Genomic DNA, 11978 nt, shown 5'->3' with positions numbered 1-11978 from the left:
CAGCTCCCGTCAGTTCGATCCGTTCGACCCGTTTCGGCCCCGCGGCCCCTCCGCCGCGAGCAGGTCGGGAATCTCTTGCGTCGCGTACCACAGCAGGTCTTCACCCTCGCACGAATCCAGGGCGAACACCGCGTCGTCGTCACCGTTCTGGGCGGCCTCCCAGAGGTCGGCCGCCTTCCTGATCACCGGGATCGCGTCGGTCGCATCCATGTGGACGGCTGCCACCCCACGCCACGGAATCACCACATGCAGCTCCAGCCGGGCGTCGCCGAGCTCCACCGATCCGTCCGCCGGCGGCACGGCGCTCACCTCGGCCGCGATCACGACACGTCTCCGCGCGATGCCCGCGTCCTCCGAGAGCAGTCCCACCGACGCGCGGGCCGCCTGCGCCATCGCGGCGTACTCGAGCTCCTCGTCGTCGCCCTCGGCGTACCACTCGCGCAAGGCCGGCGTCACGGCGTACGCCGTCAGCGGGGCCGGCCCGATCTCCCCCGCGTTGCAGGCCACGCTCAGCAACCGGAGCGTGGATGGGATGTAGACCCTCATGAACCCGCCTTCTTGGTCTGTTTCTTCCGGCCCCGGGAGGCCCGGTTCCGGCTGCCCTTGGTGGTGTCCAGAAGTTCGTCGAGCGCATCGGTCACACATTGGGCGAAAACAGCGAGGTCCGGCATCGCGGTGCGGTCCGCATTCAGACCGTAGTACACCTTCCCGTCGTACGACGTGACGCCGACGGACAGGCTCTGCCCCGGCATCAACGGGACCACCGGGTACGACGCGAGCATCGGCGCACCCTGCGCATACAGCGGGAACTGCGGACCCGGCACGTTGGTGATCACAACGTCGTCGATCGGGCGGACCGCGGTGGTCGCGACCCGGGCGGCGAGCGCGTGCAGGGTGGTCGGGGCGAACCCGGCGATGCCGACCAGCGAGCGGGCGCTGACGGCGCGACCGGTGTCCTTGTGCACCTTGGTCTGGTACGAGATCTGGTGCACCCGCATGACCGGGGAGTTCTCGCCGACCGGGAGGTTCACGGTCGAGGCGATCACGCGGGAGCCGAGCGAGGTCGGCTCCTCGTCCTCGTCGTCGCGGATGCTGACCGGGATCACCGCACGCACGCTCCGGGTCGGGCCGACGCCCTCACCGCGGGTCATCATCCAGGCCCGGAACGCACCGGCGACCACGGCGAGGATCACGTCGTTGACCGTGCCGCCGTGCGCGGCGCGGACGGTCCGGTAGTCCTCCAGATCGGTCTGCACGGTCGTGAACCGGCGCTGGCCGGACGTCTTCACATGCAGTGAGCTCTCCTGCGCATGCCGCTGCGCGACCAGCGAGCCGACCACGTCACCGAGCACCTCGCGGACCGAGGTGGAGCCGGTCAGGCTGGCCATCTCGGCGCGGGCAAGCTCCAGGACCGCGGTCGGATGCTTGGTCGCATCGAAGAACACACCGGCGAGCAGCTCGACCGCGGACGGCGGGTGCTCCGGCTGCCAGGTGTCGGTCGGCGTATCGCGCGGGTGCGCGGTCGAGTCCAGGACGACCTGGCCGATGTCGACCGTGCTGTTGCCGTCGACAAGCGCCTGGTGGGACTTCGAGATGATCGCGAACCGGTCCCCTTGGAGGCCCTCGACCAGGTACATCTCCCAGAGCGGGCGGGCACGGTCGAGCCGGCGGGACATGATCCGGGCGACCAGCTCGAGCAGCTGCGCGTGGGTCCCGGGCCGCGGCAGGGCAGAGCGCCGGACGTGGAAGGTGATGTCGAACTCTTCGTCGTCCACCCAGACCGGGCCTGCGAACCGGCCGGGCACCTGCTGCACCCGCTGCCGGTACCGCGGCACGAACGCGATCCGGTCCCGGATCAGCGCGACCAGGCTCTCGTAGTCGAATCCCTCGTCGCCGTGCACCGGCGGCTCGAAGATATCGACCGTCCCGACATGCATCGGGGTCGCCGGCGACTCTGCCTTCAGGAAGGTGAGATCGAGCGACGTCAGCCGGTCAGGCATCCGGGTCACCTTCCTCTCTCTACGGGTTGTTTCACCCTAGCGGCCACCGCCGACAGTGGGCCGACAGTGGGCTGCGACACTGCTTGTACGGGAACACTGAGCTATCCGTGTTCGTCAGGCAAGAGGGTGTGTCCCGCACCCTGAGAAGTTCACCACCCCTCGAAAGGCTTCTGGACCGATGCGTTCGACGCTCACCCGCGGTGCCGCCACCGCTCTCCTGCCCACCCTCGGCATGCTGGTCCTGGCCGGCTGCGGTGGAGGCGACTCCGACAGCGGCTCGAGCACCCCGTCACCGAGCGCCCCGGCCAGTACGCCGACGTCGAGTCTCCCGACCAATACCCCGACCCCGGGCTCGCCGAACACCAGCTCCCCGTCGAACACCGCGGACCCGTCCGGTGAGCAGGCCGACGTGACCATCGACGTCACCGTTGCCAACGGCAAGGTCAACCCGAGCGGCGCGACGATCAAGGCGAAGGCCGGCCAGACCGTCCTGGTCAAGGTGATCAGCGACGCCGACGAGGAGCTGCACATCCACGGGTACGACAAGGAGCTCGAACTCACCCCGGGCAAGCCCGCCTCGGTCAAGTTCACCGCGAACATGAAGGGCACCTTCGAGATCGAGACCCACAAGAGCGGCAAATTGGTCGCCAAGCTCGTCGTCTCGTGATGATTCCCCTTCACGGGATCGGTGGTCGTCAGGACCTGCCGGTTCCGTTCGGGTTGGCGGTGGGTGGCGCCGCGGTCGCCGTGACGCTCTCGTTCGTCGTGCTCGGGCTGGCGTGGCGCAGTCCGAAGTACCGCGGGAATGCGTCCGGGAAGCCGTTGCCTGCTGCAATCACCCGGACGCTCGACGCCGGCTGGTTCCGGTGGATCGTCCGCGTGGTCGGGCTGGCGATCTTCCTGTACGCGATGGTGTCGCTGATGTTCGGCGTGGACCGGCTGACGAACCCGATCTTCGGCTTCATCTACATCCTGGTCTGGGTCGGGCTGGTGCCGATCTCGATCGTGCTCGGCCCGGTCTGGCGGACGCTGAACCCGCTGCGCACGCTCCACCTCCTCCTCTCGAAAGCCCTTCGCCAACCGCCGTCGAAGGGCCTGCTCGAGCTCCCCGCGTGGGCAGGTCTGTGGCCGGCCGCGCTCGGCATCTTCGCGTTCACCTGGCTCGAGCTGGTCGCACCGGACCGCGCGACGATCCCGGTGCTGCAGGCCTGGATCGCGCTGTACGTCGTGATCACGATGTTCGGGGCGATCCTCTTCGGCGACCGCTGGTTCTCGCAGGGCGACCCGTTCGAGGTCTACGCCACGCTGATGTCGCGGTTGTCCCCGTGGGGTCGCCGCGACGACGGCGCCCTCGTCGTACGGCGTCCGCTGGAGAACCTCGACGGGTTGAAGCCGCAGCCGGGCCTCGTCGGCATGGTCGCGGCCCTGCTCGGCTCCACGGCGTACGACGGATTCTCGAACTCGTCGACCTGGATCGGCTGGGCGCAGAACCAGGACATCTCGATGACGTGGCTCGGGACGGGCGCGCTGATCGTGTTCATCCTGGTCGTCCTCGGCACGTACTCCGGCGCCACCGTCCTCGCGGGCCGGCTGTCCGACAGTTCGCGGACGTCGCTACCGGGCCTGTTCGCGCACTCCGTCGTACCGATCGCCCTCGGGTACGTCGTCGCGCACTACCTGACCCTGTTCATCCTGGAAGGGCAGCGGACGCTGATCTATCTGAGCGACCCGCTCAGCAACGGCGCGAACATCTTCGGCACCGGCCTCCTCGCCGTGAACACCGGCATCACCAACCACAGCACGGCGATCGCGGTCACCCAGGTCCTCGCGGTGGTCTGCGGACACCTGCTCGGCGTCATCTCGGCCCATGACCGCGCGGTCGCGTTGTTCCCGCGCGCGAAGGCCCTGGCCGGCCAGATCCCGCTGCTCGTCGTCATGGTCGGCTACACCTGCGCCGGCCTACTCCTCCTGTTCTCCTCGTGAGGTACACGCCCGCCGACCGCTCGGCCCTGCGCGATGCTTTGCTGGCGCAGGCCCAAGCGGATGCGCGTATCACCGGCGCCGCGCTGACCGGATCCGCCGCAGTCGGCGCCGAGGACGAGTGGTCGGACATCGACCTGGCCTTCGGCCTCTCTGCCGACGCGGACCAGTCCAGCACGGTCGCCGACTGGACCTCGATCATGTACGCCGAGCACGGGGCCATCCACCACACAGACATGTGGTCAGGCCCGACCATCTACCGGGTGTTCCTGCTCGACTCCACGCTCCAGGTGGACATCGCCTTCGCCCCTCGCGAAGCATTCGGAGCCTTGGGCCCTACGTTTCAACTGCTCTTCGGTTCAGCCGTTGAGCAGCCGTCCCGCAGTACGCCGAACCCGGTCGACCTGATCGGCATGGGCTGGCTGTACGCATTGCATGCGCGCTCGAGCATCGCCCGCGGCAAGGCGTGGCAGGCCGAGTACATGATCAGCGGCGTACGCGATCATGTGCTGATGCTGATGTGCCTGCGCCACGGCGTAGAGCATTCCCAGGGTCGCGGGCTGCATTTGTTGCCTGCAGCTACCACTTCGGCGGTCGAGCCGACGCTGGTGCGATCGCTCGAGACGGCCGAGTTGCAGCGAGCCTTGAGCGCGAGTGTCGACGTACTGCTGGCCGAGCTCGCTGAGGTCGACGCCGAACTGGCGGTCAGGCTGACTCGGACGTTGCGGGAGCTGACGGCTTAGGCAGGCTGCGGCTGGTCACGGCGAGCAGGATGAACGCGATCATGCCGACGATCAGGTGCGAGTTGCCCGGGATCGACTGCCAGAAGGTCCAGCTGAGCTCGCGGTCGTCGCGGTACGGGACCCACCAGATCGACCGCAGTACGAACAGGCCGTAGAACAGGACGCCGGTGATCACGGCGGGGTTGAGGCCCCAGACGCGGTTGATGCCGCGGATCAGGCTGACGCCGAGCGGGATGATCCAGACCCAGTGGTGGCTCCACGAGATCGGCGACGCGTACAGGACTGCCAGCGCCATCACCGAGATCGCGGTGACGCGCTCGTCGGCCAGCCAGTAGCGCCGGGCCAGCCAGAGCACGAGCACCCCGAAGACAACCGAGACCACGAACCACGTGGGCTGGACCCAGCTCGCGTCGTTGCCGATGCGGTGCAGGAAGCCGTTGAACGACTGGTTGCCGGTGTACGCGATCCCGCCGACCCGGTTCGCGTCGAGGATCACGTCGGTCCAGTACCGCCACGACTGGTGCGGCACGATCGCGAACCCGATCGCCATCGTCGCCAGCAGCCCCAGTACGGCGTTGCGCAGCGCGCGCCACTGCTTGGTCACCACGAGCAGCGCGAGGAACGGCAGCGGAGTCAGCTTGATGCCGATCGTCACGCCGACCCAGAAGCCCCGCAGCCGCGTGTCGTTCGGCCGGACCAGATCCAGCAGGATCATTGCCGTCAGCAACAGGTTGATCTGGCCGAACTGGATCGTCTGCCAGACCGGCTCGAGCAGCAGCGACAAGACGGTGAGCGCGACCAGCGTCGCGGTGCGCTTGCGCTGGCTGATGAACGACCAGAACGTCTTCGGCAGGCTGGTCCGCCACAGCGCCGTGATGCAGAGCACCGAGATCGTCGTCCACGTCACCAGCGCGACACCCCACGGCACGGCGGCCAGCGGGACCATCGCGATCGCGGCGAACGGCGGGTAGGTGAACGGCAGGCCGGAGCCGGCCAGCTGCGCGTCGTACAGCGACTTGCCGTGCAGCAGCACCGAGCCGCCCATCCGGTAGACGCGCAGGTCGATCATGCCGCCGAACAGGCTGCCGACCCAGGCGCCGAGCGCGACGAGTACGGCGCAGCCGACGATCGCGAGGATGACGCGACGGCTGGCCGGACGGGCTGGGGAGGAGGGAGGGGTGGTCACGGTCACGTCAGGTCGGCTCCGAACAGGGTTTCCAGCGCTCGCCGGGTCTCGTCGTACTCGGTGTGAAGAATCGCGGTCATGCCGACCGCGCGGGCGCCGTCGACGTTGAGTTGCAGGTCGTCGATGAAGACGCACTCCGGCGGCTCCAGGTTCAGCCGGCGGGCGGCGAGCAGGAAGATCTCCGGCTCGGGCTTGCGCAGTCCGACCTCGCCGGAGATGACGATGTCGTCGAACATCCCGTCCCACGTGTCGCGCGGGTAGGTGTTGCCCCACGAGTTCGACAGCAGGGCGGTCTTGATCCCGCGCTCGTTCGCGCGGCGGACCAGCGCGGACATCGCGGGCTGGTGCTCGAAGTGCGCGAACATCCGCTCGATCAGGCCGTCGGCCGGCACCGGCGTACCGTCGCGGCGGACGAGCATCGAGGCGAGCTTCCGCTCGAAGTCGGGTACGGCGATCTGGCCGCGCTCGAGCGCGTGCACCGGGTTCAGCTCGGCTTCGGCCGCGGCCTCCTCGGGCGACCGCGAAGGCAGCCATTTGAGCACTGCTTCGAGGTAGGAGTCGAAGTCGAAATCGTCCACTTCGGCCCAGCGCCGCAGCGCGCCTTCGAGCCCTGAGGTGAGTACGCCGCCCCAGTCCACCAACAGACCACGCAGCACCACCTGCACCTCAACCATGCCCGCAAGCCTACTCAGACCGGGGCCGTCATCACGCTTCCGGCCCCGGCCCTCACTCCCCGTGGTCAGTGGTTGTACTCGATGGTGACGTCGCCGGAGGAGGTCTTGGCCTGGATGGTGCGGGTCGCGTTCGGGTCGATCTTCACGTTGGCCGACTCGTCGCCGGAGGACGTCTTGGTGTCGACCTTGTAGGACTCGACGCCGGACGGGATCCGGATCGAGACGTCACCCGAGCTCGACTTCGCCTCGACCGATTGTGGGGCGACGGAGAAGTCCAGCGAGGAGCTGCCGGAGCTGCTGTGCGCGATCACCGACGTCGCGGTCAGGCCGTCCGCCTCGACATCTCCGGAGCTCGACTCGAGCTGCAACGGTCCGCCGACGTCGTGCACCTCGATGTCGCCGGAGCTGGTCTTCACCTCGGCGCCGCCGGCGAAGCCGGAGAGCTTCACGTTTCCACTGCTGCTCTCGACCGTGAGCTTGAGATCCCGCGGCACCGTCAGGACGTAGCTGGTCTTGCACCCGAACGACAGGAACCCGCAGCCTCCGCTGTTCAGCTCAAGCTTTCCCTCGTCCTCGTGAAACTTCTCCTTCGGGTCCGAGCCGAACACGTTCCGCTCGAACTGCCGATCGATCTTCACCTCGGTCCCGTCCCCGGGCCGTACTTCGACCTCCGCCGCACCGCCCTTGACGAGCAGCGAGTCGCCCTGGACCGTGTAGCTCTCCTGGCTGTTCTTGGTGCCCTCGGTCAGTCCGGTGAGCGCCCAGTACGCGCCACCGAGGATGAGGGCGACCGAGATGGCAATCCCGTACCGACGGTTCGTGCTCATCGAGCTCGGCGGCCGGCCCTGGACATCGGACATGACACTCCCTGCGGGTCGAAGTACTGCCAACCCTGGCACATCGTCGGCGGGCTGTCGGCGGGGTTATCCCCTGGTTCCCCACCGATCCGACCCTGACTTCCGGGGCGCCGACTCAGGCGGGCACGAGGTCCTTGACGAGGGTGGTCGCCAGTTGCTGGAACGACTTGCGGAGCTTGCTGGACTTGGCCGCGTCCGCGAGGCTGCGGCCGTGGGACATGGCGGCGTCGACGGCGCTCAAGTCGTACGGCAGGAGGGCGGCCGGCTGGATCCCGGCGTACTGTCCGAGAGCATCGGCGGCCGCGTCTCCGGGTGATCCGCCGAGCGCGCCCGAGCGGAGCCGGTTGACCACGACGCGGACGTTCGTCGACGGTACGACGGCGCGCACCTCGTGGACCGCCCGGATCAACCGTGTCAGGCCGACCGGATCCGCCGTGCCGACGATCATCACCTCGTCGGCCTGCTCGAGCGTCGCGACCGTCGCGCCGTTGCGCCGCGGGGCGAGCGAGTCGAACGAGATCTCCTCGTCGGTCTCGATGCAGAACCCGACGTCCACGACCGTGATCGGCGCCAACTCCCGCGCTGTCGACCAGATCGCCTCGATCGCTGCCGGACGCAGCTCCGTCCACCGGTCGGCGCGGCTGAGCCCGGTCAGCACCAGCATGTGCGGCGCGACCTGCCGGGCGTACTTCGCGAGCGTGACCATGTCGAGCGAACCGTTCGACGCCGAGCGCGCCGCGGCAGCCAGACCGGAGGTCTCGTCGAGCATCCCCAGCATCTGCGCCACGGTCCCGCCGTACACATCGGCGTCGGCGAGCAGCGTGGGCACGCGCTTCGCGGCCAGCTCGGAGGCGAGGTTGACCGCGACCGTCGTCCGGCCCGGCGCACCGGTCGGGCCCCAGACGGCGATCAGCCGGCCGGCGCCTTGGGAGTACGGCGGGGGCTCGTAGTTGGCGGCCGTCTCCGGGGTGAGCGGCACGAATCCGCCCGAGAAGTGGGCGGTCGAGATCTCCGGGCCGGACTCGACGGCCTCGGTGACCGCGCGACCCAGGTCGGTCGGACTGACGTCGGCGGGCAGGATCCGCTCGATCCCCATCCGGCTGAGCCTGTCCTCGGGACCGAAGGGCGCGCCGGTCTCTGTCGGGTCGACCAGGGCGAGTACGGCGATTCCGCGCGCGTGCAGGGCGGCGACGGCGTCGGACGAGAGTCGGGCCAGGGCGTCGGCCAGCAGCACGGCGCGGGCCTGACCACTCGCGGCGGCGGCCATCACGTCAGCGATGTCGACACAGCGCCGTACGACTTTGATCCCTGGCGCGCGCTCGGTCCGCTGGACGACATCGGCCTCCCAGGGCGCGCCGGTGACGGCGAGCAGGACCGGGATCGACATCAGCCGGCCTTCCGGACCAGGGTCGGCTCACCGGCGCCGAGCGCGGTCAGCGCGGCCGGGATGCGGGGCAGGTCGGCCGTGGTGAGCCCGATCAGCACCTGTCGTCTGGCTGTGTTGCCCGAGACGCCCTTGACCGAGTCGATCTCCAGCACGCGGACGCTGCTCCACAGCGGTCTCGCGGGCTGACCCTCCTCCTTCGGCACCACCCAGACGTCGACGATGTCGCCGACCGCGGTGTCGGACGGCAGGCGGCCAGTGGCGACCGACAACGGGAGCTCAGTGCGGTCCTGGTCGGACTTGGCGACGGCCGCATCCTTCGGCAGGAACTCGCCCTGGTCGATCGCCCGGCCGACGACCAGGCCCTTCACATCGGCGTCGGCCGCGAGATACCGCTCGGAGTCGTTGGTGCTGGTGAAGCGGACCCGGACCGTGGTCAGATCGTCGTCGGTCAGCGGGACCCCGACCTTGAGGTCGTGCTTGGCGGCCCAGATCGTGGTGGTGTCGTCGGCCGACGACAGCAGCTTGGCGCCGGCCAGCGCGGTGACGGCGACGAGCAGCACGCCGAGGACGAGACGGCCGTCCTTCCACCGGGCCTTGCGGTTGCGCTGGGCCGGGGCGGACGGCGCCCCGAATCCACTTCGCACGGCTGTCTCGACCACGTCGTCTCCCCAGTCAATCGATCGTTCTCGGGCGACATTCTGCCTGGTTCGCGATCGCGGCGTGAACGGTCATCCACAGGCAGTCACAGGCTGGGGACAAACCCGGTCATCCATCCGCCAACCGTGGCAAACTGAAACAACCAGCCACTATGTGAAGGAGTCCGACGGATGCCGGGTCCCCGCTTCCTCCAGCTCGCCGACGTCGCCGAGGTGCTCAACATCTCCGCCAACCAGGTCTATGCGCTGGTCCGCCGCGGTGACATCCCCGCGGTCAAGATCGGCGGCCGCGGTCAGTGGCGGGTCGAGGCGACCGAGCTGGAGAAGTACATCGAGCGGCTCTACACCGAGACCAAGACCTTCATCGACGCCCATCCCTTCGGTGAGGAAGCCGAAGCCCCGGAGGATGCACAGCTCTAGTTCGATCGTCGCACCGGCGGGCTGGCGCTGGGGGCGACTTTCAACGGCGGCGGAGGGCTCTAAGGGACTGGGTGGGGACGAGGCGGACGTTGTAGACCTCGGAGCGGCGCCGGGGAGCGTCGAGCGGGTGCTCGGCGAGCTCCAGGAAGTCTGCGCCGACGCGGTCGATGGTGCCGGTGACGGGACCGCCGCCGCTGCAGAACAGTGTGACCGGTGAGCGGTCACGGGCGATTCCCCGGAGCAGATGGGCGAGCCCGAGCTTGCCCTCGACGGCGCCGGCCGGCTCGGCCCACGGGCCCAGCCTGTGTACGGCGACGAGCGCGGTGACCGGGATCAGCCACTCCTCGTAGCGCTCGGTCTCGAGCAGCAGACAGTCCTTCCCTACCCGGCTGAGCATGCCGCGGACGGGCTCGGTGTCGTTCAGTTCGACGCGTACGACGGTGTTCACCGCGCCGCGGAGCCGGTCGAGGACGGTGATCTTCCCGACCTCGGTGCGGATCCGGTCGGCCACTTCGCCATACAGATCTGTGTCCTGGAGCGCCTCGAACTGCGACTCCAGATCCGCGAACAACGCATCCCACCGCATGACCGCGAACCTACCGGTCCGGGGTGCCGTCGCGCCGGTGGGCCGTCACCCTCCGCGTTGGAAACCGACGCTGCGTGCGTTAAGGACTTGCAAAGCTGGCCTACAACCGGTCTATAGTGGTCAAGCCAAAGCAAACTAACGCAAACTCATAGGTCGGGAGCGAAGCGGGATGAACGCGATGATCCGGGCGCTGAAAGGCACTCTCGCGGTGCTGGCGCTGGCCGGTGCCGGCCTGCTGCTGCGGTGGGTGACTGCCGGGTCGATCAGCGGCGCGCGGACGTACGACCTGGACTCGTTGACCGTGCTCGCGGTCGGGACGGTCGCGTGGATCGCGTACGCGTGGTTGGCGCTGGCAGTCGTGACGACGGTGCTGGAGCAGATCCCCGGCGTGGTCGGGGAGCTCGCCGGGGCAGTCACCGGCCGAATCACCACCAAGACAGCGCGAGCCCTACTCCGCTCCGGCCTAGGCGTCGCCGCCGTCACCCCGCTCACAGTCGGCGCAGCTCAAGCCACCCCCGACCACAGCTCCCACGTCCTCCAGTGGAACCAGACCACCCCCACCTCCACCATCCACCTGACCGACTCCAACTGGCGCACCACCGAACCCCGCTCCACCCTCCAACTCGGCGGCAGAGCCACCAGCCCGACATCAGCCGCGCAGCCCAGCGACGCCGACGCACACCGGACGGCCGCGGCCCAGCCACAGTCCGCCAAGCCCCACCAGGACTCCGCGGCCACATGGCGAGCTACCGAGCCCGCCTCGAACCTGCAGATCGGCGGCGCCGAGCCCCAGGCCGCCGCACCCCAGCAGGACTCCACCCGGTCCCAGCAGGTCTCCGCCAGGTCTCAGCAGGACGCCACCAACACCTGGCGAGCCACCGAGCCCGCCTCGGCGCTCCAGATCAGCGGCAACGACACGCACAGGACAACCGCCGCCCAGCAGGACACCGCCATGTCCCAGCCGGGGTCGGCCAAGTCCCGGCAGGACTCCACCCAGACCCACCCGGACTCCGTCAGGTCCCAGCAGGAGTCCAGCAACGCCTGGCGCTCGACAGAGCCCGCCTCGGAGTTGCAGATCGGTGGCGGCGACGCGCACAGGACAGCTGCGGCGCAGCCGGGGTCCGCCGAGTCCCAGCTGGACTCTGCCAAGGCCCAGCAGGAGGGGGCTGGTCGGCCTCGTGCGGGTGGGCGGGCGCGGGTGGGGGTGCCGGATCGGCCTGCTGATGGGGCTGCTACTCGGTATACCGAGGTGCGGGCGGGTGGGACGGTGCGGGTCGTCGTACGTGAGGGGGACTCGCTGTGGGCTCTTGCTGCACGGGAGCTTGGAGCCGGGGCCTCGAATGAAGCGATCGCCGCGCGGTGGCCGGAGTGGTACGCCGCGAACCGGCATGTGATCGGGGACGACCCCGACCTGATTCTTCCCGGGCAGGTACTCCGTGTTCCGCCCACGTCCACCGGCCACCTCCCGCCCACCCATCAGGAGCCGTGA

Annotated in this window: 13 protein-coding genes; 5 read left to right on the top strand and 8 right to left on the bottom strand. The window is 69.0% G+C overall.

The features are described from left to right. Positions 1–9 precede the first annotated feature (9 nt). Together EV645_RS16270 and EV645_RS16265 are read right to left on the bottom strand one after the other, a co-directional pair. Positions 10–546 (bottom strand): DUF6912 family protein, encoded by a 537-nt coding sequence (locus tag EV645_RS16270; RefSeq protein ID WP_130444567.1) that lies wholly within the window; start codon positions 544–546, stop codon positions 10–12. After that, positions 543–2000, bottom strand: coding sequence for a WS/DGAT/MGAT family O-acyltransferase (locus tag EV645_RS16265; RefSeq protein ID WP_130444565.1), 1458 nt, complete (start codon positions 1998–2000; stop codon positions 543–545). The genes EV645_RS16270 and EV645_RS16265 overlap by 4 nt, the downstream gene beginning before the upstream one ends. A gap of 178 nt (positions 2001–2178) precedes the next feature. Here EV645_RS16265 and EV645_RS16260 point away from each other — a divergent pair, with 178 nt between their 5' ends. From EV645_RS16260 to EV645_RS16250, 3 genes are read left to right on the top strand one after another with little or no spacing between them, the layout of a single operon-like run. Next, the gene (locus tag EV645_RS16260; protein ID WP_130444563.1) at positions 2179–2667 is read left to right on the top strand and encodes a cupredoxin domain-containing protein; all 489 of its coding nucleotides are present in this window, start codon (positions 2179–2181) and stop codon (positions 2665–2667) included. Continuing rightward, positions 2667–3983: a hypothetical protein gene (locus tag EV645_RS16255; protein ID WP_130444561.1), complete on the top strand. Its 1317-nt coding sequence runs from the start codon at positions 2667–2669 to the stop codon at positions 3981–3983. The genes EV645_RS16260 and EV645_RS16255 overlap by 1 nt, the downstream gene beginning before the upstream one ends. After that, on the top strand, positions 3980–4723 hold the full coding sequence (locus EV645_RS16250; protein WP_130444559.1) for a nucleotidyltransferase domain-containing protein: 744 nt from the start codon (positions 3980–3982) through the stop codon (positions 4721–4723). The genes EV645_RS16255 and EV645_RS16250 overlap by 4 nt, the downstream gene beginning before the upstream one ends. Here the strand turns inward: EV645_RS16250 and EV645_RS16245 are convergent. From EV645_RS16245 to EV645_RS16225, 5 genes are all read right to left on the bottom strand, one after another. After that, a complete protein-coding gene (locus EV645_RS16245; RefSeq protein WP_242000455.1) occupies positions 4686–5915 on the bottom strand; it encodes a glycosyltransferase 87 family protein in 1230 nt (409 codons plus the stop codon). The two genes, EV645_RS16250 and EV645_RS16245, sit on opposite strands and share 38 nt — an antisense overlap. Then, positions 5912–6583, bottom strand: coding sequence for an HAD family hydrolase (locus tag EV645_RS16240; protein ID WP_130444557.1), 672 nt, complete (start codon positions 6581–6583; stop codon positions 5912–5914). Before EV645_RS16240 ends, EV645_RS16245 begins: the two co-directional genes overlap by 4 nt. Before the next feature lie 65 nt (positions 6584–6648). Then, a complete protein-coding gene (locus EV645_RS16235; RefSeq protein WP_130444555.1) occupies positions 6649–7443 on the bottom strand; it encodes a DUF4097 family beta strand repeat-containing protein in 795 nt (264 codons plus the stop codon). Between the two features lie 112 nt (positions 7444–7555). Beyond that, positions 7556–8827, bottom strand: coding sequence for a CpaE/TadZ family protein (locus EV645_RS16230; RefSeq protein WP_130444553.1), 1272 nt, complete (start codon positions 8825–8827; stop codon positions 7556–7558). Next, positions 8827–9486 carry a CpaB family protein gene (locus tag EV645_RS16225; RefSeq protein WP_130444551.1) on the bottom strand — a complete coding sequence of 220 codons (660 nt, stop codon included), beginning with the start codon at positions 9484–9486 and terminating at the stop codon, positions 8827–8829. The genes EV645_RS16230 and EV645_RS16225 overlap by 1 nt, the downstream gene beginning before the upstream one ends. A 168-nt stretch (positions 9487–9654) precedes the next feature. On the opposite strand from EV645_RS16225, the gene EV645_RS16220 reads away from it, so the two are divergent. After that, on the top strand, positions 9655–9903 hold the full coding sequence (locus EV645_RS16220; RefSeq protein ID WP_130444549.1) for a helix-turn-helix domain-containing protein: 249 nt from the start codon (positions 9655–9657) through the stop codon (positions 9901–9903). Positions 9904–9943: 40 nt separating this feature from the next. Here the strand turns inward: EV645_RS16220 and EV645_RS16215 are convergent, their stop codons facing one another. Further along, positions 9944–10489: a hypothetical protein gene (locus tag EV645_RS16215; protein ID WP_130444547.1), complete on the bottom strand. Its 546-nt coding sequence runs from the start codon at positions 10487–10489 to the stop codon at positions 9944–9946. A gap of 169 nt (positions 10490–10658) precedes the next feature. Between EV645_RS16215 and EV645_RS42225 the strand changes: the two genes are divergently transcribed. After that, entirely contained in the window at positions 10659–11978 is a 1320-nt protein-coding gene (locus EV645_RS42225) for a LysM peptidoglycan-binding domain-containing protein (protein ID WP_130444545.1), read from the top strand.

It is taken from the genome of Kribbella rubisoli (assembly GCF_004217145.1).
GTDB classification, from domain to species: Bacteria; Actinomycetota; Actinomycetes; order Propionibacteriales; family Kribbellaceae; genus Kribbella; species Kribbella rubisoli.
Note: the sequence above shows the minus strand (reverse complement) of the source record. Positions and strands in the feature narration are given on the sequence as shown.

Excerpts from the sequence above, each read along its gene's own strand:
- EV645_RS16270 (WP_130444567.1), bottom strand. The coding sequence starts at position 546 with ATGAGGGTCTACATCCCATCCACGCTCCGGTTGCTGAGCGTGGCCTGC.
- EV645_RS16265 (WP_130444565.1), bottom strand. The coding sequence starts at position 2,000 with ATGCCTGACCGGCTGACGTCGCTCGATCTCACCTTCCTGAAGGCAGAG.
- EV645_RS16260 (WP_130444563.1), top strand. The coding sequence starts at position 2,179 with ATGCGTTCGACGCTCACCCGCGGTGCCGCCACCGCTCTCCTGCCCACC.
- EV645_RS16255 (WP_130444561.1), top strand. The coding sequence starts at position 2,667 with ATGATTCCCCTTCACGGGATCGGTGGTCGTCAGGACCTGCCGGTTCCG.
- EV645_RS16240 (WP_130444557.1), bottom strand. The coding sequence starts at position 6,583 with ATGGTTGAGGTGCAGGTGGTGCTGCGTGGTCTGTTGGTGGACTGGGGC.
- EV645_RS16235 (WP_130444555.1), bottom strand. The coding sequence starts at position 7,443 with ATGTCCGATGTCCAGGGCCGGCCGCCGAGCTCGATGAGCACGAACCGT.
- EV645_RS16230 (WP_130444553.1), bottom strand. The coding sequence starts at position 8,827 with ATGTCGATCCCGGTCCTGCTCGCCGTCACCGGCGCGCCCTGGGAGGCC.
- EV645_RS16220 (WP_130444549.1), top strand. The coding sequence starts at position 9,655 with ATGCCGGGTCCCCGCTTCCTCCAGCTCGCCGACGTCGCCGAGGTGCTC.
- EV645_RS16215 (WP_130444547.1), bottom strand. The coding sequence starts at position 10,489 with ATGCGGTGGGATGCGTTGTTCGCGGATCTGGAGTCGCAGTTCGAGGCG.
- EV645_RS42225 (WP_130444545.1), top strand. The coding sequence starts at position 10,659 with ATGAACGCGATGATCCGGGCGCTGAAAGGCACTCTCGCGGTGCTGGCG.